Origin of the sequence: Methyloversatilis sp. (assembly GCF_030698125.1) — a bacterium.
In the GTDB taxonomy this organism is placed as follows: Bacteria; Pseudomonadota; Gammaproteobacteria; order Burkholderiales; family Rhodocyclaceae; genus Methyloversatilis.
This window is the reverse complement of sequence record NZ_JAUYNV010000046.1, coordinates 1-22,719: the sequence shown is the minus strand read 5'-3', so window position 1 is coordinate 22,719 and position 22,719 is coordinate 1. Positions and strand designations below refer to the sequence as shown.

The window sequence follows — 22,719 nt, the reverse complement described above, 5'->3', positions numbered from 1 at the left end:
CGAGCAGCCCGGATCCGGGCTGAACGACAAAAAGCAATCTGCAGTACGGCTGGACCGGGCTTGTTCAACAACCGGTTCAGATCGTGGCTCGCTTCGCGATCACGATCTAACCTTAATCGTTGGGCCGCACGTTACGATTTTTTGAGCACATATGACACCTCTGCAGCCGCACATTTGAACCCGCCCGCCAAGCCATAACAGGCCTCAAGCGTGACCTGAATCGGAAGCTCTTCAGAAATATGGAGAGCATCAATTACGTTTTCTGATCTCAGTTCGGACAGTTCGACTTCCGTGACACCCGAAAACGTAAGAGTTACTTCTGCCTCTTTTTGCTTATCAGCATCTATGTAGAAGATGACCAGAGTGACCGTTCCTGGTTGAATAAAGGCAATGCTCTTTATCTTCCCGTCGCAGAAGAGCGGCCAATACCCGAAGTAGGATTCAACTTCGTCAGCGTGCGCGATCATGTTCTTATGATGCCCAACGTAGAGCTAACCGGCGCTGCGCGGCTTTATCGCGCAGCGTCCAGCGACCGAAGGGAGCGAGGTTGAGCGCCATGTTAGCCGCGGCCTACTTGGTGCTCACGACAGATGCCGTAACGGGCATGCAACTTGATGTCTCCGACTAAATCAACAAGTTCTCGATAAGCCAATTGGATTTGAGGAGTAGCCTCAAGAAACTCTCCGAAACCACCCATCCCTGGGCCTGGAATAGCTGCTCGGGCGCGAACAGTCGCCTCGGCGTCATGTGCGCACAAGCAAGACTCGATTCGTTCGAAGTAGCCGACCCAAGGCTGACCAGGCATGGCCCGTAAGAAACCGAGCACAACAGAGACTTGAGTTAAGGCGGCTGCAAATTTTTGCTGGAGAAACGTTGTTTCCATAGCGGCTAACGTTCGACGTAAGGGGCGGCTTGCGGCATGCCGCAAGACGTCCCCTTGACGGAGGGGTTAGCCGTCAGTCGACGATAGAGCGGTTCAAGTTGCATGCTTCCCCACCAAGTAGATGATTCCTGGCCAAGCGCGCCCTTTGGGCAGGACCCGAGCGAGCACGCGGGGGCTTACCCTGACGCCGCAACTCCGAACTGCCTCGGCCACTTGAAGGCGCCGCACGCGAAGGAGGGGATACAAGTGTCTGTTCGTTGGGATCAAGAGTTGACGCGCCTTCCGCGGAATGCATTGGCGCTCGGCCATCAACAGGCGCCGAAGAAGCATTTCGAGGGCGCGCGAGTCCATTTCTCGCCACTTGGCACCCAGCTGACGAAGAGCAAAACTACGTTGGGCCTCGGTTGCGGACCTAGATTTCACACGGACTTGGCGCTTCTGCATTGCAGGGACACGTATCTCTTGACGGCTAACGTTAATTTCTACCGCAGTTTTGATGGATAAACAGACGTTCCACCCCTGTTCCACTATCAAGCATCTTCTCATTTCACTTTCGTTATCAACCGCTTGCTTTCCACTGTGCTGCATAACTGCTGAATGAAATCCGGCGTCAAAAACCTCACCCGGGTTCCTTATCCCGTATCGCGGTTCTCGAACTTTACCTGTTCATGCGCATGTCCTCCACCCCGGTGGATCGAGGCCTTCTCTGTTCACGGGCGCGAGAGCGGCGCAGCGATCAGAAGAGCATACGTAGATTCCTTATGCTTCCGCGCCTCTGCCACCTGAACGCAAAAAGGCCCGCACTGGGCGGGCCTTCATTCAACGTCCGGTCTTCCACTCCATCGCGCCGTTCAGCGCATCCGCCGTGGATCAGGCCGGTTTCACGATGACCTGATTCAGGATGCCGATCACGCCGTCTATCGTCACGGCGAGCTCGGCGGCGCGGGCGCGCAGGGCTTCGGAGGGGGCGGTGCCGCTGAGGATGACCTTGCCGTCCAGGGTTGCGACGTCGATGTCGAGTGCGGCCAGTTCGGCGTCTTTCTCGATCAATGCTTCGATCTGTGCGGTGATGACGGCGTCGTCGACCGGCAGGGCGGCGTCGGCGGGTGCGCCGGCGGCGGTCGGCGGCAGGTAGTTGGCAGCCATGGGGGCAGGTTGCGGGTCTGACGTCGATGCGGAGGGTGATTGGGGCGGCGAAGAGGGACGAACGTCGGGCAGCGAGTTGGACCGCAAATCGGTCCGCACCTGGGTCGCCAATTCCGCCTGTGCCGCTCCGGCAGCTTCGCGTTCCGCTTCGGCGCGCGCGCGTTGCGCGTCGAGCCGGATGGCGGCGCGGCGTTCGGCGCTGGCGTTGATGTCGGCTTCGTAGGCAACGCGGCCGGCATTTGCCTTGACGTCTTCCGCGACCTGTTCGGTCTGGTTCAGCACGATCGCCAGTTCCTTGTCGACCGTGGGTTCGCTGAGCGCCACCGGTTCTTCCTTCGGTCCGCAGGCGCTGAGCATCAGGCCCAGCAGCGCGGCGCCCGTACAGCGCGCGAGCGAAGCACGGGAGGCGGCGAGGGGTGAGGCGGCCGCCTGGCCGCGGGTCTGAAAGTTCGGCATGTCATCTCTCCTCGGGCAAGAAAATGAGTCAGGACGTCGTTTCAGCCGCGACCGGGGCGGTGCCGCCCGGTCTGCGCGCGAGGGGCGATCTGTCGCGGTGTCAGCCGGCGGTCACGACCAGCTGGTTGTCGATGCCGAGCACGCCCTTGACCGAGATCGTCAGTTCGGCGGCGCGGGCGCGGGCGGCTTCGGTCGGGGCGGGGCCGCTCAGCGTGACCTTGCCGTCGCGGGTGTCGACGTCGATCTTGATGGCGCTCAGATCCGGGTCGCCAGCGAGGCGGGCCGACACGGCGGCGGTGATCGCGGCGTCGTCGATGAAGTCGCCCATCTGGGCAGTGGTTTCACCGGCTGATACGCGCGCGTCGCGCGTCGCTTCTGCGGCCTTCTCCTGCGCCCGGTCGGCGGCGGCTTCAGCGCGTTCGCCCAGTTCGTCGGCCTTCTTTTCGGTGGCGGCGATGGCGGTGTCGAGCTTCTGGCCGATGGTCGCGTCCCGATCGGGCTGACCGCAGGCGGCGAGCGTCAGCGCGAGGGCGGCGGCGGTGGCGAGGCGAAAGGCCGGCGTCATCAGGGTTTTACGTTGCGCGTTTTCGGTGCGGGTGTTCATGATTGTTCTCCATGCGTAAGTAGGGTGGCTGCGAGCCTGCGCTTCAGCCATGGCGTCACTGTAGGCGGCCGGGGCGACGCTGACTGTCGGTGCAGCCGACGCGCCGTGTAGGACGATGCGGACCTGATTCCCTTGTGCAGCGGTAACGCGGCAGCCCGGCGCTGTGGTCAAATCGCAGCTGTTTCCACGTCAGCTATCCGACATGAGCGCCGTCCGCTACCGCATCACACCGAGCCATCCCGAAGCCCACCTGTTCGAGGTCGAGATCGATATCGCCGATCCGGCGCCCGACGGCCAGCGATTGTCGCTGCCGGCGTGGATTCCCGGCAGCTACATGATCCGCGAGTTCGCGCGCCACATCGTGCGCATCGAAGCGCGCGACGGCATCCGTGCGGTGCCGCTGACCAAGATCGACAAGCACACCTGGCAGGCCGCGCCGTGCGAGGGCGTGCTGCGCGTGCGCTATGAGGTGTATGCGTGGGATCTGTCGGTGCGCGCCGCGCATCTCGACACCACGCACGGCTTCTTCAACGGCTCCAGCGTGTTCCTGATGGTGCACGGTGCCGAGCAGCAGCCGTGCGAGGTGGACATCCGCCCGCCGGCCGGGCGCACCTACAAGGAATGGCGGGTGGCGACGACGCTGCCCGAAGCGGGCGGGCGGGCCGGTGCCAGGCGGCACGGCTTCGGGCTGTACCGCGCGGCGGGTTACGACGAGCTGATCGATCATCCAGTCGAAATGGGCAGCTTCGCGCTGCACACCTTCAAGGCCTGCGGTGTGCCGCACGAGGTGGCGATCACCGGCCACCACGACATCGACGCCGCGCGCCTGTGCGAAGACCTGCGCCGCATCTGCGAGTGGCAGATCCGGCTGTTCGGCGAGCCGGCGCCGTTCGAGCGCTATGTGTTTCTGGTCATGGCGGTCGGCGATGGCTACGGCGGACTGGAGCACCGGTCGAGCACCGCGCTGCTGTGTTCGCGCAACGATCTGCCGGCGCCCGGCGCCAGTGCGATGTCGGATGCCTATCGCGGTTTCATCGGCCTGTGCAGTCACGAGTATTTCCACTCGTGGAACGTGAAGCGCATCAAGCCGGCCGCGTTCGAGCCCTACGACCTCACGCGCGAAAACTACACCCGCCTGCTGTGGGCCTTCGAAGGCTTCACCTCGTACTACGACGATCTGGCGCTGGTGCGCTCGGGCGTCATCACGCAGGACGACTACTTCAAGCTGCTGGCCAAGACCGTCACCCAGGTGATGCGCGGCGGCGGCCGGCTCAAGCAGAGCCTGGCCGATTCGTCGTTCGACGCCTGGGTGAAGTACTACCGGCAGGACGAAAACGCGCCCAATGCCATCGTCAGCTACTACACCAAGGGCGCGCTGGTCGCGCTGGCGCTCGACCTCACGCTGCGCAGCAAGACGCGCGGCGCCGTGTCGCTCGACGATGTGATGCGCCGCCTGTGGCTCGAACACGGCCAGACCGGTATCGGCGTGCCGGAAGACGGCGTGCGCCGCGCCGCTGAAGCGGTGAGCGGGCTCAAGTTGAAGAAGTTTTTTGCCGAGGCGACCGAAGGCACGGAAGACCTGCCGCTCGACGACCTGCTGCGCGCAGTCGGCGTCGAACTCGCCTTCGAAGCCGCCAGCACCGCGCCGGTGCTGGGTGTGAAGACCGCCAACGATGGCGACACCGTGAAGCTCACCCAGGTGCTCGACCACGGCGCCGCCCAGCGTGCCGGCTTGTCCGCCGGCGACGTGCTGGTCGCGCTCGACAACCTGCGCATCACCGCCAGCACGCTCGACAACCTGCTCAAGCGCCGCCAGCCCGGCGACGAGGTCAAGATCAACGCCTTCCGCCGCGACGAGCTGATGAAGTTCCGCGTCCGCCTGGACGCCGCCCCTGCCGATCAAGGGAAGATCGCCATCGCCCCCCGCGTCAGCGCCCCGGCCAGGGCGCTGCTGAAACAGTGGCTCGGCCGGGGCTGATGGCGGGATAGCGGCGGTATCCTCGACACGCTGCGATCTGCGCGGTGATCACGCGATGGTGCGTGTTTGTGGCCTGGATCGCCCGTGGAGCCGGTCGGCCATGCAGGGCCGACCGTGGGACGGCTCCTACGAAAACCGCGACGGTTTGGCCCTTCGTAGGAGCGGACCCCGTCCGCGATCCGCGCGTCGATCACGCGATCGTCGCATTTCGAAGACCGGGATCGCCTGCGGGGCAGGCTCCTACGAAAACCTGGACGGTTTGGCCCTTCGTAGGAGCAGACCCCGTCCGCGATCCGCGCGTCGATCACGCGATCTTCGCATTTCGAAGATCGGAATCGCCTGCGGGGCAGGCTCCTACGAAAACCGCGACGGTTTGGCCCTTCGTAGAAGCGGACCCCGTCCGCGATGGCTCATCAGCACCCACTAGATCCAGACAGCGTCCCAGTGCGGATAGTCGCCCACCCGCTCGACGAGACCGCGTCGCACCGGGTTGGCGATGATGTAGCGCGCGGCGGCGACGCAGTCTTCGTCAGACCGCAGGGCGTGGTCGTGGAAGCTGCGCTGCCAGACCGGCTGACCCACCCGGTGGGCGCTGACGGACTTGAACGCATGCACTACGCGGTGCAAAGGACGGTGTGGTCCGAGCGTCATCAACCAATGCAGGTGCTCCGGCATCAGCACATAGGCAAGCGTCTCCGCATCGCCGAGGTCCGACGCGGCGCGCAGCGTCAGCACCGTTGTGCGGGCATTCCGGAGATCAGCGAAGAACGCAATGCGGCCGCGCGTCGCGATCGTTACGTGGTAGACCTGCCCCGCGATGGAGTGGCGACCGATACGAAGGCGGCTTTGATGCGGTGTGTTGTTCATGCATAAAGCATATTTCACCCGCGCGAGATCGGCGATTATTTTTCGCCGGAGCGGACCCTGTCCGCGATCGGTGCGTCGATCACGCGACGTTGCTGCTTCGGAGACGGGAATCGCCTGCGGGGGCGGCGCGGGGGTTTCGGCGAGCACCGCTCGCCGCCCGCAGAGCCGGCCGGCCATGCAAGGCCGGCCGTGGATGGCTCCTACGAAAACCGCGACGGTGTTGCCCTTCGTAGGAGCGGGCCCTGTCCGCGATCGACGCGTCTGTCACGCGATGTCGCTGCTTCGGAGACGGGAATCGCCTGCAGGGCAGGCTCCTACGAAAACCGCGACGGTTTGGCCCTTCGTAGGAGCGGACCCTGTCCGCGATCCGCGCGTCGATCACGCGACGTTGCTGCTTCGGAGACGGGAATCGCCTGCGGGGGCGGCGCGGGGGTTTCGGCGAGCATCGCTCGCCGCCCGCAGAGCCGGCCGGCCATGCAAGGCCGGCCGTGGATGGCTCCTGCGAAAACCGCGACGGTTTTTGGTCCTTCGTAGGAGCGGACCCTGTCCGCGATCGACGCGTTGACGACACGGATTGGCGAGTTTGCGGGTCAGGCGGCCTTACCCGCGCCGCATCGCGCTGTTCAGCGGCCCAGCTTGCGCGCGGCGCTGACGCCGATCAAACCGATGCCGGCGAGCATGAGCATCCACTCGCGCGGTTCCGGCACGGCGGGGGTGGTGGCGAGGTCGAGGGTGAAGCGGTCACCGGCGGAGAGGCCGGAAAAACCGATGCGCCAGTCGACCAGGCCATCCTCGAAGAAGGGGTTGCCGAAGTAGAACTCGGCCACCGGTGCGCCGGCGAAGTAGTCGCTGGTCAGCAGATCACCATTCACCGTGGTCGCCAGCAGCGAGCCGGTCACCACCGAGATCGGTGCGCCACCGGTCGTCAGCGTGAATGACCCGATGCCGAAGCCGCTGACGTCGCGCAGGATGGCGTTCACGTCGACGCCGCCGGCCGTGATGTCGTCGGCGTCGAGCACGAAGCTGAAGCTCAGCGGATCGTTGTTCAGCAGCGAAATGTCGAGTGCGATGAGCGACGGCGTGCTGAACGAGGCGTCAAGCAGATTGCCGTTCAGCGTGGCGCTTTCCAGCGTGACGGCGTGGGCGGGCAGGGCGATCGAGAAGGCAGCGCAGAGCGCCAGCAGGACTTTGTTCATCGGGCGTGTTCCGGAAGGTGACGAGATTGCCGCCGACGATAGAGCGCGCGTGTGACAGCGGCGTGTCGCCTGGCTGAAGCTGTCGTCAACAATCCGTCATCGGTGTGTCACCGGCGCTCACCACACTCGCGGCCATTCATCGCCCGGAGTGCTCCCATGCCCAGCAACATGTTTTCCCGCCGCGACTTCATGCGCGGCGTCGGTGCCGGCGCGCTCGCCGGTTCGGCCGTCGTCCGCTCGGCGAGTGCGCTGGCCGCACCCGGCAGCCTGTTCCAGCACGGTGTGGCGAGCGGTGATCCGCTGACCGACCGCGTCATCATCTGGACCCGCGTCACGCCGACCCGCCCGGGCACGGTCGCCGTGCTGTGGGAAGTGGCGCTCGACGCCGCCTTCGCACGCATCATCCGCCGCGGCCGTGTGCTGACCGGCGCCGACATCGACTACACGGTGAAGGCCGACGTGCTCGGCCTGCCGGCGAATGCCCGCCTGCACTACCGCTTCCGCGCCGACGGTCAGCTGTCACCCGCCGGGCGCACGCGCACGCTGCCGGCCGGTGCGATCGACCAGATCAAGCTGGCCGTGCTGTCCTGTTCCAACTTCCCGGCCGGCTACTTCAACGTGTATGCCGAAGTGGCGAAGCTGAACGATCTGCACGCCGCGGTGCATCTGGGCGACTACATCTACGAATACTCGCGCAGCGGTTACGCCTCGCAGGACGCCGCCGCGCTCGGCCGGGTGTCCGAGCCGGCCGACGAAATCATCACGCTGGATGACTATCGCACCCGTCACGCGCAGTACCGCACCGACGTCGATCTGCAGGCGCTGCACGCCGCGCTGCCGGTGATCGCCGTGTGGGACGACCACGAAATCACCAACGACACCTGGCGCGAAGGCGCGGAAAACCACACCGAAGGCGTCGAGGGTGCTTTCACTGATCGCCGCGCCGCCGCCATCCGCGCGTATCACGAGTGGATGCCGACCCGCCTGCCGGATCCGGCCCGCCCGGACCGCATCTACCGCAGCTTCCGCTTCGGCAACCTGCTGTCACTGCACATGCTCGATACGCGCCTCATCGGCCGTGACCAGCAGATGGATTACGCGAACTATTTCGGCGCCAGCGGCTTCGACACCGCACGTTTCACCGCCGACCTGACCGACCCGAACCGCACGCTGCTCGGCGCCGAACAGAACGACTGGCTGGGCCTGCAACTGGCGCAATCGGACACCACGTGGGACATGCTGGGTCAGCAGGTGCTGATGGGCCGCATGAACATTCCGGCGCCGCTGGTGTTGGGCCAGGTCAGCTTCACGCAGTACAGCGCGCTGGTATTCAAGGCGCAGACGGCGCCCGCCACGCTGACGCCGCAGGAACAGGCGGTGCTCGCGCAGCCGGCGATTCCATACAACCTCGACGCCTGGGACGGCTACGCGATCGCCCGCGAAACCCTGCTCGGCACCGCCCGCGCGCTGGACAAGAATCTGGTCGTGCTGGCCGGCGACACGCACAACGCCTGGGCCAGCGATCTGACCGATTTCGCGGGCAACCGCGTCGGCGTCGAATTCGCCACGTCGTCGGTCACCTCGCCCGGCTTCGAAGAGTACTTTCCGGCTGAAAACCCGCTCGCCGTCGCCGCGGGCCTGACCCAGATCATCGGCCCGCTGCAGTACGCCGACACCGCCCGCCGCGGCTTCATGCTGGTCACCGTCACCGCGCAGGCCTGCCGCGCCGAATGGCGCTATGTCAGCACGGTGAAGAGCCGCACTTACACCGTGGCGAATGGTCCCGCATTGCGCATGCTGCCCGGCGCCGCCAACAGGAAGCTGGTACCGGGCTGAAGCGCGACGCCCGCGACCTGCGCAGAAAAGAGTTACGTTTTGTCGTAGGAGCGGACCCCGTCCGCGATCCGCACGTTGATCAAGCGGAGTTGCCATTTTCGGGGACCGGGATCGCCTGCGGGGGCGGAGCGGGGATTTCGGCGAGCACAGCTCGCCGCCCGCAAAGCCGGCCGGCCATGCAGGGCCGGCCGTGGAGGGCTCCTACGAAAAACCGAGACGGCTCGCCGTTCGCAGGAGCGGACCCTGTCCGCGATCCGGACGTCGATCACGCGATTGCCGCATATCGGGGACCGGGATCGCCTTCGGGGCAGGCTCCTACGAAAACCGAGACGGCTCGCCGTTCGTAGGAGCGGACCCTGTCCGCGATGCGGACGTAACCCGCGCGCGGACTCAACCGTTACTGCGACGGTTGCGCGTACGCTGCGCTCATGAAACACGGACATCGTCACCCAGGAAGCGGGATCCACTCCTGGTTGTCGTGTGGCGGCAAGGCGATGCGCCCGGCTTGCCAGTCGGCCTTGGCCTGTTCGATGCGCTCCTTGCGCGATGAAACGAAGTTCCACCAGATGTGCCGCGGGCCGACCGGTTCGCCGCCGAGCAGCATGACGGTCGAGCGCTCGACCGCCTGAAGCGTGCTGTCGGCATCGAGCGCGAACACTGCCATCTGACCGGCGGTGAAGCGGTGCCCGGCGATGTCGATGCAGCCCGATACGACATAAATGGCCCGCTCGGCGTGCGCGTCGGGCAGCGCCAGACGCGCGCCCGGCTGCAGCGCGGCATGCACGTAAAACAAGGGTGAATGCGTCCTGACCGGGCTGCGCAGCCCGTATGCCTCACCGGCGATGAGGCGCATCCAGACGCCGTTTTCGTCGGCCACCGGCAGCGCGTCGGCCGGGTAGGTGTCGAACGCCGGTTCGCATTCTTCGTCGGCCTCCGGGAGTGCCACCCAGGACTGCAGCAGCTCCAGCCCGCCGCCGACGAACGACGCCGGATGCTCGAAGCGCTCCGAATGCGAAATGCCGCGCCCGGCCGTCATCCAGTTCACCTCGCCCGGGCGGATCACCTGCGTGATGCCCAGACTGTCGCGATGGGTCATCTGGCCGCCGAGCAGATAGCTCACCGTGGACAGGCCGATGTGCGGATGCGGCCGCACGTCGGCGGCGCGCACGGCGTCGGCGGCGATGGTCAGCGGCCCGGCGTGGTCGAGGAAAATGAAGGGGCCGACCATGCGGCGCCTGGAAAACGGCAGCACGCGGCGGACCACGAGGCCGTTGCCCAGGTCGGCGTGGCGCGCGGCGATGACAAGTTCGATCGGGCTGTCGTTCATGGCGGTGTTCCGTAAGCAGTGTCCAAAGGTGGATGGTAGGGCCGATGGAAGGCCCTTGAGCTGTCAACGTGTTACATCCCGACATGCTTCAGCGGGAAATCAAGCGCAGCATTCAGGGTCAATCATCAACATTCCAACAAGAACGGGAGGACTCCGGATGAATACATGGGCAAAGGGTGCGCTGGTCGTCGTGGTACTGGCCGGCGCAGTTGCGCTGTATACATATATGCAGAAGGAATCACCGCCTGCCGATGCACCGTCGGTGGCGGTCGCGCCGCCTGCAGAACCTGCGCCGGCCGAAACGCCGGTCGAGGTTCCGAACTATCCGATCGCACCGCCGCCCGACGCGGCTCCGGCGTCACCCGATGCCGCCCCGGTCGACAGCGACGCCGTGATGCGCGACGGACTGGCCGCCCTGTTCGGCGCATCGTTCGACAAGTACTTCAGCTCGACCGACATCGTGCGCCGCATCGTCGTGACCATCGACAACCTGCCGCGCGAACGGGTGACGCGGCGGCTGATGCCGGTCAAGCCCGTTGCGGGTCCGCCCGTGACCGCCGGCAGCGGCGACACGCTGACGCTCGACGCCGCCAACGGCGCGCGCTACGACGTGTATGTGCAGCTGGCCGAAATGGTGCCGACGGCGCAGCTGGTCGATCTGTACGTGCGTCACTACCCGCTGTTCCAGCAGCAGTACGTCGAACTGGGCTACCCGAATGGCTATTTCAACAATCGCCTGGTCGAGGTGATCGATCACCTGCTCGCGACACCTGTCGTGTCGCGGCCGATCCGGTTGAAGCAGCCGAAGGTGCTGTACACCTTCGCCGATCCGGCGCTGGAGAAGCTGTCGGAGGGGCAGAAGATGATGCTGCGCATGGGCGACGCCAACGCCGAGCGCATCCGCGCCAAGCTCACCGACATCCGCGCCGCCGTGACCCGCCAGCCTTGAAAGACGCCCACGAAAGGCGCGACGATGGACGTCTTTCGTAGGAGCGGACCCCGTCCGCGATGCGCGCGTCGGTCACACGATGGCGCCTGTTTCTGGACCGGATCGCCTGCGGGGCAGGCTCCTACGAAAGGCCGCAAGGCTTCGGTCAACGTCGACGTCTTTCGCAGGAGCGGACCCCGTCCGCGATGCGCGCGTTGATCACACGATGGTGCGTGTTCGTGGACCGGATCGCCTGCAGGGCAGGCTCCTGCGAAGGGCGGCAACGCTTCGGCCACCGTCGAGTCTTTCGTAGGAGCGGACCCTGTCCGCGATCCGCACGTTGGCCATGCGCTGCCGCATCTCGAAGACCGGATCGCCTGCAGGGCAGGCTCCTACGAAAACCGCGACGGTGCTGCCCTTCGCAGGAGCGGACCCTGTCCGCGATCTGCGCGTCGATCACGCGACGTTGCGCATGCCGACTGTTCGTTAAGCTGCACCCTTCGAATCTGGCTGGAGACGGCGATGCATGACGTGAAGGCGCTGGTGTTCGATGTGTTCGGCACGCTGGTTGACTGGCGCACGGCGATCGCGCGCGAGGCGGAGACGCTGCTCGGGCGCGTCGGCGTTGCCATCGACGGGCCGGCACTGGCCGATGCATGGCGCGCGCAGTACCAGCCGGCGATGGAAGAGGTGCGGGCGGGCCGGTTGCCCTTCATGAAACTCGACGCGCTGCACCGGCGCAACCTCGACATCGTGCTCGCCGCCTTCGGCGCTGAGCGCGCCGACGAGGCCACGCGACATGCACTCACGCTGGCCTGGCACCGGCTCGACGCCTGGCCCGATGTGGCCGACGGGCTTGCCGCGCTGCGCCCGCACTACCGGCTTGCACCGTGCTCAAACGGCCACATCGCGCTGATGGTCGATCTGGCGCGACGCAACGACTTCCCGTGGGACGCCATCACCGGCGCCGAACTGGCGCGCGACTACAAGCCCAAGGCCATCGTCTATCGCTCGGCCGCCGACGCTTTCGACCTCGCCCCCGAACAGACCATGATGGTCGCCGCCCATTCGTCCGACCTGGCGGGTGCCGCAGCCGCCGGACTGCGCACCGCGTTCATCGCCCGCCCGGACGAGCACGGCCCGGGATGCGGCGAATCGAAGCCGGAGGTGCCGGTGGATATCGCGGTCGACAGCATCGTCGAACTGGCGCACGCGCTGCAGCGCGCCGTCAGGTCTCGCTGATGGCCGCCGCTGTATCGTCCCGACGCATGCCAAGTCGCTGACGGCAGCGCGGATAGCTTGTGCATCCCCAGAAATCAAGTCGCCCCTCGCGACCCGGCACCGCCTTCATCTTCTGTCCGCACTTCGGGCAGGTCGGAATGTTGTAGTCGCCGGCGGTGGCAAAGCGCAGCAGCGCGTCGGCAGAGGCTGCGGGCAGACGATTGATCATCATCAGGAACATGTCGCCATCGATCAGCGTGATGTGGTTGCTGCGCGCGAACGCCTGTGCGTCGCCGGAGAACCGGCTGCTGGTCATGAAGAAAGCCTTGGCGACCTTTTCATGCGTCATGACACCAAGCAGTTCGCGCACCGGCTTCACGCCAACGAAACGTTCGCCCCACGCCTTGCACTGCACGATCGAGGTCGCGCGGTCCGAGTCGTCCTGAAACAGGCGGACGTCGATGCCGCCGTCCGGGCCGAGCGGCGTGGTGACGCTCCGGATACCCTTGATCTCGTAAAATTTCTGGCACAGGTCTTCGAAGCGCTTCCACTCGATGGCGCGCATCAGTTCGATCGACCACGCCGAGGTTGAGGGAGACGAAGACGAAGACAGCGCGGGCGACGGCACTGTGCGTGGTGTGGCCTCGCGCATGCTTTGCGCAGCAACGACGTCGGGTACCAACATGGATCCGGACCCGCTCGATGCAACGCCATCGGGCGCCGGCCTCGGCTTCGGCCTCGACGCGCGGGCCGGTCGGTCTGCCGGTTGCGGCGCCGGCGCCACACCGGAGCGCATCAAAACCGTCTTCACGAACACGAACGCGCCCAGCAGGAAGCAGATGCCGGCAAGCAGCCAGGCCATGTTCGACAACGCGGTTGCAACGGACGTGAGGACAGGGTTGTCCTGCCACATCGAAGGCAATATCTGTTTGAAGCCGACCAGGATTGCGACGCCGAAGATCACGCCGACATACCACGGAGAATCGAGCAGCAGCGCGACCAGCCCTGTGTCCTTGTTTCTGCGGCGGCGTTGGCGGGCCATGCGTGTCCTTTCGTGGGCAGTGAGAAACCGGGTGGAATACTACATCGTCAAGTCGATGTACCCGGGGGATGACTGCCCGCACCCGCGCATGGTGTGGGCTGGCCCGCTTCACGCGCGAGATCGCGCGCGCACGTGCCATTCGGCCGCCTGCTGCAACTCGCCTGATCGCCGATCGGCGCTCGTGCGGCGCGACGTTTTTTAACGTTCCGGCCCGCGTCACCGTGAAACCGTACGTGCGTGAAGCGAAACCTCGCCTCTAGAATTTCGGCTGGTCGGACGTCTTCCGTCAGGGGGCGTCGCACACAACTCAAACAAATCGAAAGGCGTGCCCATGCCCCCGGATACCCTGATGAATCGTGCCCGCGCACTCGCAGGCACCGCACTGGTCGTGATGCCGCTCGCCGCGGCACCTGCCGCGCAGGCGGCCGAGCTGCTGCCCGGCTATTCCTTCGCAGGCGAATACACCAGCTCGGGCTGGTTCATGTCCTGGTTCGACGACGCTGCCGCGGATGCCACGGCGGACGCCGCCGGCCTGTCGCTCACGGGTGACAAGACGGTCGCCGATTCGCTGTTCTGGCGCTTCGACAACAATGCGCAGGCGACGCTGCGCCGATACGACGTAAGCGGCTTCGCCTTCGCCTGGGGCGGCGCGATCGACGGCCTGCTGAGCGAAGGCGACGTGATCAACGCTGCCTTCGAACTGCTCGTTGATTTCACCTATACGGTTCCGCTGTATTCCAGCTACCCCTATCCCTACATGGCGTGGGATCTGGAAATCGGCCTGTCCAGCGAAGTGTTCGTTGCCGACAACTACCAGGGCGGGCCGGATCGCAACCGCCTCTACAGCAACAGTGCCTATGGATCGCTGTACGAGCCGGGCAGCTATACCTACGACGATGCGCTGACACTGACCGTCGATGACTGGACGGCCGAAAATGCCACCCAGTGGTATGCGATGGTCAAGATCTACTGGCCCGACTCGGTCACCCGGCAAGGCTACGAAGATACGCAAGGCGCGCTCAACGGCGACACCTTGCGCTTCGCCACGCTGAATCGCGGCATTGACTTGACCTTGCTGCCGGGCTCCAGCACCCGGGCGGGTGAGGAAAAGACCAATTCGGACATGTTCGTGCTGCCGTCGTCGTCGACCCTCCGCACGCGCGGCACCTATCGCAATCTGGTGGCTGCGACCTTCGACAACCATGGCTACGTCGATATCTACGAAGGCGGGCAATTCTTCAACAGCGGGCTGCTGCGCAATCTGGGCGGCGCCTACTTCACCAATTACGGCAGCTTCGAGAACACGGCGGGTGCCACCTTCGACAACGATAGTTCGTTCGAGAACGCGTTCGGCGGCGTGTTCGGCAATGCCGGCACGGTGAACAACACCGCTCAGGGCAGCCTCAACAATTCGGGCACGCTGCGCAACCTGTTGGGTGGCGTGCTGGGGGGTGCAGGCTCGATCAGCAACCAGAGCGGCGGCGTGTTCGAAAACAGCGGCCTGGTCAGCCTGCTGGGTGGCGCATCGCTGTGGAACAGCGGCACGCTGGAAAACCGGTCCGGCGCTACCCTCAACACCGCAGCCGGATCATCGGTGGAGAACAGCGGGACGCTGCGCAACCTGCTCGGTGGCGTACTGGGTGGTGCCGGCTCATTGACCAACCAGAGCAGCGGCTTGATCGAGAACTCGGGGTTGCTGAGCGTACTGGGTGGCGCATCGCTCTCGAACGAGGGCAGTTTCGAGAACAAGGTCGGCGGTACGACCGACAATTTCGGGTCGATGCTCAATGTCTTCGGCGGCGTGGCGGCCAATCGCGGCACGCTGAACAACGCCAGCGGCGCAAGTCTGACGAACCACGGTCTGCTGAGCGTACTCGGCGGTGCTTCACTCAACAATCGCGGCAGCTTCGACAACGAAGAGGGCGCGACCACCGAAAACTTCGGCACCCTGCTCAATGCCCTCGGCGGTCTTGCGACCAACCGCGGTACGCTGAACAACAACGGCCAGTTCAACAATATCGGCACGCTGAACAATGCGTTCGGTGGCGTGGTGAACAACCGCGGCAGCTTCACCAACTCGAGTGCCAACACGGTGAACAACGACGGCCTGTTCGTCGTCGAGGAAGGCACGCTGACCAACACCGCGACCGGCGTCTACAACAACACCGGTACGCTGCAGGTTGCACCGGCCGGCACGGTGGTGAATGACGGCGCGCTGAACAATTCCGGCGGCATCGAGAACGCGGGCGCTTTCGGCATCGGCAGCACGGGCGTGGTCAGTGGTGCCGGCAGCTATGCGCAGTCGGCCGGCTCGACACAGGTCGACGGACGGCTGTCCGCTGCGACGATGGCCTTCGATGGCGGCTGGTTGCGCGGCAACGGCAGCCTGGCCAGTGCGGCTGACATCGTGATCGGCGCCGGCGCCAGCGTGTCGCCCGGCGGCGTCGATGAAGCACGCATCGGCCGTTTCGCGATCGAGGGCGATTATGTCCAGCAGGCAGACAGCGCGCTGCTGATCGAAGTCGATGGCGTGAGCCAGGGCATTGCGTACGACTGGCTGGCCATCACCGGCAGCGCGACGCTGGCCGGCGACCTGTATCTGGACTTCGGCTTCACACCGCTGGCCGGCCAGACCTTCACCTTCCTGACCGCGGCAGGCGGCGTCAGCGGCCAGTTCGACGCCATCCATGCCGGCGACTGGAATGTCGCCATCACCTATGGCGCGCAATCGGTGTCGCTGGCGCTCGCCGCACCGGTACCCGAACCGGAAACCTGGGCCACCCTGCTGGCCGGTCTGGGCCTGCTGGGCTGGCGTCTGCGCCGCCGCGCCTGATGGCCACTGCGGCCCGCTGACCGCCGTTGACTGCGCCGCGCCTTCTGCTGCTGCTCGGCCAGTCGCCGTTCGACCCGACCAGCGGCGCGGCGCAGTCGATGCGACAGATCGCCGAACTGCTGGCGCAGGCGGGTTGGTCGGTGCACAGCCTGGCCACCAGCGGATGCGAAGGTGCGGTGACCACCGACCATGCGGCGCTGATCGAGGCGCACGGTGCGACCGTGGTGCGCACGCCTGCGCCCGGCGACGCGACGTGCGCGCTGCTCGAAACCCGTCATGCGGGCGTCACCCATCACATCGTGCTGACCGATCCGGCACGCCGCCACCATTGGGAGCAGGACGTCGGCGCTGCCTATCAGGCGCAGCTCGACCGGCTGATCGACGACTTCCGTCCGCAGCTCGTGCTGACGTACGGCGGCGACCCGGGCGACGCGCGTCGACGCCGGCAGTTGCAGCAGGCGGGCGCGCGCGTGGTGTTCGCGCTGCACAACCTCGCCTATGTCGCAGCACGACCGGCCGGCTGCGATGCATTCCTCGCACCGAGCCGGTTTCTGTCGCAGCGCTATGCGTCAGCATGGGGCGAGGCGCCGTCGGTGCTGCCGGCACCGCTGATGCCCGATGCCGTCGCGCCGACGCACGACCCGGTGTTTGTCACCTTCATCAACCCGGAGCCGGCCAAGGGACTCGCACTGCTGGTGCAGCTGGCAGAGCGGCTCGGCGTCGAACGGCCGGACATTCCGCTGCTGGTGGTGGAAGGGCGCGCGCCGGCGGCGCAACTCGTCGCGGCCGGGCAGGCTGCCGGATTTGACCTGACACGCCATGCCAACGTGATGTTTGCGCCGGTCAGCGCACGGGTTGCCGACATCTGGGCGCACACGCGCGTGCTGATCGCGCCGTCGGTCGTCGAGGAAGCGGCCGGGCGCGCGGCACTGGAAGCGATGGTCAATGGCGCCGTGGCGCTGGTGTCGGACCGCGGCGCGCTGCCCGAAACGGTTGCCGACGGGCGTTGCGTGCTGCCGGCCGACAACGTCGGCGCGTGGTTCGATGCGCTGGTCAGGCTGGTCGATGACCCGATGCACTTTGCCGGAATGAGCCAGGCGGCACGCAGCCGGGCGGCGCGCCACCTGCCCGATGCACTATGTGCGCGTTACGCGGGCTGGTTCGGCGGGGTGCTGTCGGCCGACGGGTCCGCAGCGCCGGCGGACGCAGCCGGCTGACGGGCCGCTCCAGCCGGTGATGCGCGCAGCACGCCGTTCATGCGGCTCCACATCGACAGCAGATACAGCGACAGGAACAGTGCGATGTAGTACTCGCGCGTTTCCGGGTCGTAGGTCCAGTACGGAATGACTTCTTCGGTCGCGTTCTGGTACCAGTAGCCGCAGCGCAGTGCGAGATAGAGCAGGGCGGTCGGCACGACGATGTGGGTCGGCCAGAACCAGTGGCTGAATGATGTCGTATCGGGCGTCGATCGGCGGATCGCACGCCACAACGGCAGGATGATGCCGCCGAGCAGCAGCCACCATTCGACAACCATGCGCGGCTTCTGGTTGAACCAGGTGCTCACGTTGTGCAGGTTGGTCTCTTTCTGCTTGTTGATTTCACTCATCCGCTCGCCGGCTTCCCAGCCGAAGTAGTGCTGGCCCCAGCTGGCTTCTTCGCCGGCGAAATAGATGCAGGCCAGCGCACAGGCCAGGGCCACCCAGCCGGTCGTCCAGTGCGGCAAGGCGCGGCGGCGCGCGAACACCACGAAGCCGGCGACGATGGCCGGCAGCATGACGAGGATGGTACCGTTCTCGATGATGCCGTACGGATTGACTTCATCGCGTACCGTCATGAGTTCGTACAGCGGTGGCGCGAAATAGTGGCCAACGATTATCGCGATCATGACGAGCGGCGGAAACACACCCCACCACAAGACGGACAGGTCACTGCTTTCCCGACTCATCCCCTTGCTCCCTGTTCGCCACACTGTTCTGGTGCGGCGTGTTCTCTGCCGTTTCGGCAGGTTTTCCCTGCGTGAATTTCAGCACAAAATTAATGAATCCTTAATGTTCCGTTAATGATCCGTTAATTTTTCAAGGAAGAGATGCGGGCGTCTGGGGTGTGTCGAGGCGAGCAGACGGGATGGTGCGGACGCTGGCCCGGCGGCGCCGTGCGGGTCAGGCGGGCGTGATGCTGCGGAGCGCGATCGGTCCGTCGCGTCGTGCGTCTTCAGGCAGGGAATGTGTGACCCGTCGAAGCCGGGCAGGAACGCAAGCAACTGATCGACGGCGCCGGAGAGCGCCCACAACACCCGCCACGATCAGTGCGCTCGGCATTTGCGCTGCCTCCGGTCTGCATTTCAGGGCGACAGCCCCTGGCTGCCTGCGGCACCGACAGGCCGATGCGCCGCAGGTTCTGCGGCGAGGGGCTTGTGCGCAACAGGCGGGCAGTGAATGCTGCGGTGATCTGCGCGGCGGGGAACGCCCTGCGTCGCGCAAGCCATGAGGGCTCGAACATGTCATCCGCAACGCCGGAACGAGCCGCGCAACGCGCGGCAGGAATGACCAGTGTCGTGCGGTTGATCGCAGCGCTGCTGCTGACCGCAGTGACCGGCGCATTCGTGCTGGCGACCAATCGCGACATCCAGATGTCGTGTACGCCGCACGGCATGCTGAGTCTGCAGTTCGCAGGCTCGGCCGAATGTGCCCGGCTGGTGGTGCAGAGTTGGGCGGGTCAGTGTGCGGATACGGAGGCGCAGCGCGCGCTGCACGGTTGCGCCCCGGCGACCGGCTCGCCGGACGCGGCGCAGCAGCGCGTCGAAGCCCGCCCGCCGGGGGCCCGCCTGCACACGGCGCGGCAGACGCTGTGGGCCGATTTCGCCTTCATGACGGCCTACTCCATCTTTCTGTGGATGCTATGCACGCGCGCTGCCGCCGCACTCAGTGGCGCGCCTCGGCGCGTGGGGCAGGCGGCGATTTACGCGGCGCCGCTGGCGGGTCTTGCCGACGTCAGCGAAAACGCGGCACATCTGATGTTTCTGGCAGCGGGTGCCGACGGCCCCGGTCAGGCGTTGTTCGCCTGGGCGCACTACAGCGTGCTGCTGAAGTGGGGGCTGATCAGCCTGATCGCGGCATTTCTGGCTGCAGCGGCGCTGCGGCTGCTGGTCAGGTGGGCGCGGCCGACCGAAGAGCGGCGCTGATCCGCTGCGTCGCCCTCCGGGCGAGGCGCTCGGTCTGGCCTCGCCGGTGGCGGGGCCAGACTGCACTCAGGCGCCGTCCGGTCGCACGTTCGCGACGCTGCCGTCCGAGCGACCTTTCAGATAGGCGTACAGATCGTCGATCTTGTCGGCCAGGAAGGGGTGGCCGGGCATGCCCAGCGCGATGCGCCCTTCGAGCACGGCCTTGTCGAAGTCATCCTTCGACAGCGTCTTCAGCGACGCAATCAGCGACGGGCCAACCATGCCTTCCTGTGCCGGGCCATGGCAACGCTCGCACGCTGCCGCACGCCACGCTTTCCAGCCCTTCACGACATCGCCGCCGGTGGCCGCGGCTGCGACTTCGGTTGCAGCGGCCGCCGGTGCTTCTGCCGGAGCGGGCGCGGCGACGGCTGCGGGTGCCGGTTCAGAGGCTGGAGCGGCTGGCGCGGCTTCGGCGGCCGCTGGCGTTGCCGTGACTTCGGCGATTGGCGCCGGACTCACTTCAGTGATCGGAGCGGTTGGCGCAGCCGGCGGCGCCGCGACAGGTTCCGGCTCGGCCGGTTGGCCGCACGCGCCCAGCAACAGCGCGAGCAGGCTTGCAGTGACAAGTTGAGCGGTTTTCAAGGCAGTTCTCCCCGTGGTTTGTGCCAAGCAGGGTACTGCGAACCGTGCTGGCGCGGCGCCCCGTGTCGGTGATGTCTGACGGCGTGATGCCGGCGATCGGGCGCAGCGCTGATCCCGACTGTCGAAACTGACGGGCGAGGCGCGCCGGACCGGGCGCGCAATGCCGATCAGCGCGCGTCAGGTTTCGCGCGGTTCGACGACATGTAGGCGACCAGTGCCATGCGCATGGCCTCTTCGACCGTCATGTCCACCTGCGTCACCCAGGCGCGCGGCACGAACACGGTGTAGCCGCCGATCATGTAGCCCATGGGCAGGTACACCGCCACCTGGTCTTCCAGTTCGCCCAGGCCGGCAGGCAATCCGGCCATCGATTGCCGGGTCACCAGACCGGCGATGCCCAGTTCGTTGCCAGGCATCCGCAGCAGCACCACCTGTTGCGCCGACTCCGGATGCGGAGCGAAGTAATCGGCGAAGTTCTTCAGCGAGGAATAGATGCTCTTCACCACCGGCAGATTGGTGAACGGCAACTCCACCCAGGACAGCAGACGCCCGGTGAAGCGCTGCGACACCAGGGCGCCGAGTGCAAGAATCATCAATGCGCCGATGGCGATGCCCAGCCCCGGCAGATAGAAGTCGCCGATGATCGGCCGGATCATCGACATCGCCAGCCGCTCGGTCCAGGTGACGAACAGCACCAGCACGTAAACGGTCAGCGCAACCGGCAGGAATGTGATCAGGCCGCGGAAGAAATACTGGTAGAGGCGATTCATGGCAGGCAGTCAGGACAAGGTGCGGCGCAGCATACCGCGTGCCGTGAAACCGGGGGCAGGCGCCTGCGACAGGCCCCAACCCACACGCGCTTGCCGGGCTCGGCGCACCAGGTGCCGGCTTCCGACGGTTGTGAGCCCCCGCACGCGGCAGCGGGAGGCGACAAGAATCCACAAGTCCCGAGTCACATCGATGCGAATTGCGCCGGAAATGCGACGCGGGGCAGGAATAGCCTGTGCGCCGTCCTCGGCGCGGCACAGATCGCGGCGAGGACGCCGCGCCCACCGGGTCGGCTCCCACAGTTTCACGGCCGCGGCATGAGGTGCCGGTTCGAGACCCGGTCAGTCACCACCGAGTCGAGCGCAGTCAGCGCGACCCGTTTCCGATGTGCGCGGTGTTTTTTGTGCGGCGTCCCCGCCGCGATCGGCGCGCTGCAACAGTGAGCACTTGCTGCCGGGAAGCGGAGTCGTGCCGAAGGCAGGGTGAAGCGCAGAGATCGAAACTGCCCATGCATCCATTGCTCATCGTTCTTGCTGTCGCCGCCGTGGGCGTGGCGCTGGTGTTCCACTTCCGCTACGTCGCGCTGCGCCGCGAAGCGCATATCCGCCATGCCGAACTGCCCAAGGGTCTGTTCGAAAAACTGCGCGCGCGTCACCCGCAACTGTCGCTGAAGGACTGCCAGCTGGTGGCGAACGGACTGCGGCAGTTCTTCCTCGCGCATCTGAAGAGCGGTCGCAAATTCGTGGCCATGCCCAGTCAGGTGGTGGACGACCTGTGGCATGAATTCATTCTGTGCACGAAGAACTACGACAGCTTCTGCCGCCAGGGCTTCGGCCGCTTCCTGCACCACACGCTGGCGGTGGTGCTGACCGACGACCGGATGAAGAACGCGGGCCTGCGCCGCTGCTGGTGGTTCGTCTGCCGCTGCTGTTCGCGCTGGACGCCAAGCTGAACATCGCCGGCGGCTTCAGCTACGTGCCGGACTGCGGCGGCGTGCGGCGAGCAGGCTCGGATGGCAGCGGCAGCACGCCCTACTGCGGCAGCGACTTCTGCAGCGACGGCGTCGACGGCGGCACCGATGGCTTCGGCGATGGTGATGGCGGTTCGGACGGGGGCGGTGACGGAGGCGGCTGCGGTGGAGGCGACTGAGCGTCGCCACCTGGTGCCGATGCGGTGCGCATGAAGCAGGACTGCCTGCGGTGCTGACTGAGGAGGCGGCGCGGGATCGCTTTCGGGAGGCGAGAACGTCGCGGAGGGTCGATGATGAGCCGGTTTTCGTAGGAGCCTATCCACGGCTGGCCCTGCATGGCCAGCCGGCTTTGCGGGCGGCGAGCAATGCTCGCCGAAATCCCCGCTTCGCCCCTGCAGGCGATCACGGCCTCCGAACAAGCGCCGGCGCGTGATCCACCGCCCCATCGCGGACAGGGTCCGCTCCTGCGAAAAGCAACATCATCGCGGTTTTCGTAGGAGCCTGCCCTGCGGGCGATCCGGTCTTCGGACACGCGGCAGCGCATGATCGACGTACGGATCGCGGACAGGGTCCGCTCCTGCGAAAAGCAACATCATCGCGGTTTTCGTAGGAGCCTGCCCCGCAGGCGATCCGGTCTTCGGACACGCGGCAGCGCATGATCGACGTCCGGATCGCGGACAGGGTCCGCTCCTACGAAGGGCAGCACCGTCGCGGTTTTCGTAGGAGCCTGCCCTGCGGGCGATGCGGTCTTCGGACACGCGGCAGCGCATGATCGACGTACGGATCGCGGACAGGGTCCGCTCCTGCGAAAAGCAACATCATCGCGGTTTTCGTAGGAGCCTGCCCCGCAGGCGATCCGGTC

Annotated in this window: 20 protein-coding genes; 10 read left to right on the top strand and 10 right to left on the bottom strand. The window is 66.0% G+C overall.

The features are described 5' to 3' along the window. Positions 1-131 precede the first annotated feature (131 nt). The 3 genes from Q8Q80_RS15135 to Q8Q80_RS15125 all read right to left on the bottom strand — a co-directional run bounded on the left by Q8Q80_RS15135 (position 132) and on the right by Q8Q80_RS15125 (position 3,089). A complete protein-coding gene (locus tag Q8Q80_RS15135; protein ID WP_305633709.1) occupies positions 132-467 on the bottom strand; it encodes an Imm50 family immunity protein in 336 nt (111 codons plus the stop codon). Positions 468-1,753: 1,286 nt separating this feature from the next. Beyond that, a complete protein-coding gene (locus Q8Q80_RS15130) occupies positions 1,754-2,485 on the bottom strand; it encodes a BON domain-containing protein (protein WP_305633708.1) in 732 nt (243 codons plus the stop codon). 100 nt (positions 2,486-2,585) lie between these two features. Continuing rightward, positions 2,586-3,089 (bottom strand): BON domain-containing protein, encoded by a 504-nt coding sequence (locus Q8Q80_RS15125; protein WP_305633707.1) that lies wholly within the window; start codon positions 3,087-3,089, stop codon positions 2,586-2,588. A gap of 202 nt (positions 3,090-3,291) precedes the next feature. Here Q8Q80_RS15125 and Q8Q80_RS15120 point away from each other — a divergent pair, with 202 nt between their 5' ends. Then, positions 3,292-5,067 carry a M61 family metallopeptidase gene (locus Q8Q80_RS15120; protein ID WP_305633706.1) on the top strand — a complete coding sequence of 592 codons (1,776 nt, stop codon included), beginning with the start codon at positions 3,292-3,294 and terminating at the stop codon, positions 5,065-5,067. Positions 5,068-5,490: 423 nt separating this feature from the next. Here Q8Q80_RS15120 and Q8Q80_RS15115 read toward each other — a convergent pair whose 3' ends face one another. Beyond that, positions 5,491-6,111, bottom strand: coding sequence for a transposase (locus Q8Q80_RS15115; RefSeq protein ID WP_305633704.1), 621 nt, complete (start codon positions 6,109-6,111; stop codon positions 5,491-5,493). 446 nt (positions 6,112-6,557) lie between these two features. Continuing rightward, positions 6,558-7,130, bottom strand: a complete 573-nt coding sequence (locus tag Q8Q80_RS15110; RefSeq protein WP_305633703.1) for a hypothetical protein — start codon at positions 7,128-7,130, stop codon at positions 6,558-6,560. A 156-nt stretch (positions 7,131-7,286) separates the two neighbouring features. On the opposite strand from Q8Q80_RS15110, the gene Q8Q80_RS15105 reads away from it, so the two are divergent. Beyond that, positions 7,287-8,966 (top strand): alkaline phosphatase, encoded by a 1,680-nt coding sequence (locus tag Q8Q80_RS15105; protein ID WP_305633702.1) that lies wholly within the window; start codon positions 7,287-7,289, stop codon positions 8,964-8,966. A gap of 445 nt (positions 8,967-9,411) precedes the next feature. Here Q8Q80_RS15105 and Q8Q80_RS15100 read toward each other — a convergent pair whose 3' ends face one another. Beyond that, positions 9,412-10,293, bottom strand: coding sequence for a pirin family protein (locus Q8Q80_RS15100; RefSeq protein ID WP_305633701.1), 882 nt, complete (start codon positions 10,291-10,293; stop codon positions 9,412-9,414). 157 nt (positions 10,294-10,450) lie between these two features. On the opposite strand from Q8Q80_RS15100, the gene Q8Q80_RS15095 reads away from it, so the two are divergent. After that, a complete protein-coding gene (locus Q8Q80_RS15095; RefSeq protein ID WP_305633700.1) occupies positions 10,451-11,242 on the top strand; it encodes a DUF3014 domain-containing protein in 792 nt (263 codons plus the stop codon). 501 nt (positions 11,243-11,743) lie between these two features. Continuing rightward, the gene (locus Q8Q80_RS15090; RefSeq protein WP_305633699.1) at positions 11,744-12,463 is read left to right on the top strand and encodes a haloacid dehalogenase type II; all 720 of its coding nucleotides are present in this window, start codon (positions 11,744-11,746) and stop codon (positions 12,461-12,463) included. Here the strand turns inward: Q8Q80_RS15090 and Q8Q80_RS15085 are convergent. Beyond that, the gene (locus Q8Q80_RS15085; protein WP_305633698.1) at positions 12,450-13,007 is read right to left on the bottom strand and encodes a restriction endonuclease; all 558 of its coding nucleotides are present in this window, start codon (positions 13,005-13,007) and stop codon (positions 12,450-12,452) included. The genes Q8Q80_RS15090 and Q8Q80_RS15085 overlap by 14 nt on opposite strands. On the opposite strand from Q8Q80_RS15085, the gene Q8Q80_RS15080 reads away from it, so the two are divergent. The 3 genes from Q8Q80_RS15080 (at position 12,997) to Q8Q80_RS15070 (ending at position 17,534) form a co-directional block, all read left to right on the top strand. Then, positions 12,997-13,686: a hypothetical protein gene (locus tag Q8Q80_RS15080; RefSeq protein ID WP_305633697.1), complete on the top strand. Its 690-nt coding sequence runs from the start codon at positions 12,997-12,999 to the stop codon at positions 13,684-13,686. The genes Q8Q80_RS15085 and Q8Q80_RS15080 overlap by 11 nt on opposite strands. 147 nt (positions 13,687-13,833) lie before the next feature. Next, on the top strand, positions 13,834-16,317 hold the full coding sequence (locus Q8Q80_RS15075) for a PEP-CTERM sorting domain-containing protein (RefSeq protein WP_305633696.1): 2,484 nt from the start codon (positions 13,834-13,836) through the stop codon (positions 16,315-16,317). A 26-nt stretch (positions 16,318-16,343) separates the two neighbouring features. Next, entirely contained in the window at positions 16,344-17,534 is a 1,191-nt protein-coding gene (locus tag Q8Q80_RS15070) for a glycosyltransferase (protein WP_305633694.1), read from the top strand. On the opposite strand, the gene Q8Q80_RS15065 is transcribed toward Q8Q80_RS15070, so the two are convergent. Next, positions 17,465-18,262 (bottom strand): hypothetical protein, encoded by a 798-nt coding sequence (locus tag Q8Q80_RS15065; protein WP_305633693.1) that lies wholly within the window; start codon positions 18,260-18,262, stop codon positions 17,465-17,467. The genes Q8Q80_RS15070 and Q8Q80_RS15065 overlap by 70 nt on opposite strands. 552 nt (positions 18,263-18,814) lie before the next feature. Here Q8Q80_RS15065 and Q8Q80_RS15060 point away from each other — a divergent pair. Continuing rightward, positions 18,815-19,498: a hypothetical protein gene (locus Q8Q80_RS15060; protein WP_305633692.1), complete on the top strand. Its 684-nt coding sequence runs from the start codon at positions 18,815-18,817 to the stop codon at positions 19,496-19,498. 66 nt (positions 19,499-19,564) lie between these two features. On the opposite strand, the gene Q8Q80_RS15055 is transcribed toward Q8Q80_RS15060, so the two are convergent. Beyond that, entirely contained in the window at positions 19,565-20,119 is a 555-nt protein-coding gene (locus tag Q8Q80_RS15055; RefSeq protein ID WP_305633691.1) for a cytochrome c, read from the bottom strand. Between the two features lie 167 nt (positions 20,120-20,286). Further along, positions 20,287-20,889: a DUF502 domain-containing protein gene (locus tag Q8Q80_RS15050; protein WP_305633690.1), complete on the bottom strand. Its 603-nt coding sequence runs from the start codon at positions 20,887-20,889 to the stop codon at positions 20,287-20,289. A gap of 506 nt (positions 20,890-21,395) precedes the next feature. Between Q8Q80_RS15050 and Q8Q80_RS15045 the strand changes: the two genes are divergently transcribed. Next, positions 21,396-21,839 (top strand): hypothetical protein, encoded by a 444-nt coding sequence (locus tag Q8Q80_RS15045; RefSeq protein WP_305633689.1) that lies wholly within the window; start codon positions 21,396-21,398, stop codon positions 21,837-21,839. Next, positions 21,797-22,036, top strand: a complete 240-nt coding sequence (locus tag Q8Q80_RS15040) for a hypothetical protein (RefSeq protein WP_305633688.1) — start codon at positions 21,797-21,799, stop codon at positions 22,034-22,036. Before Q8Q80_RS15045 ends, Q8Q80_RS15040 begins: the two co-directional genes overlap by 43 nt. Positions 22,037-22,719 lie beyond the last annotated feature (683 nt).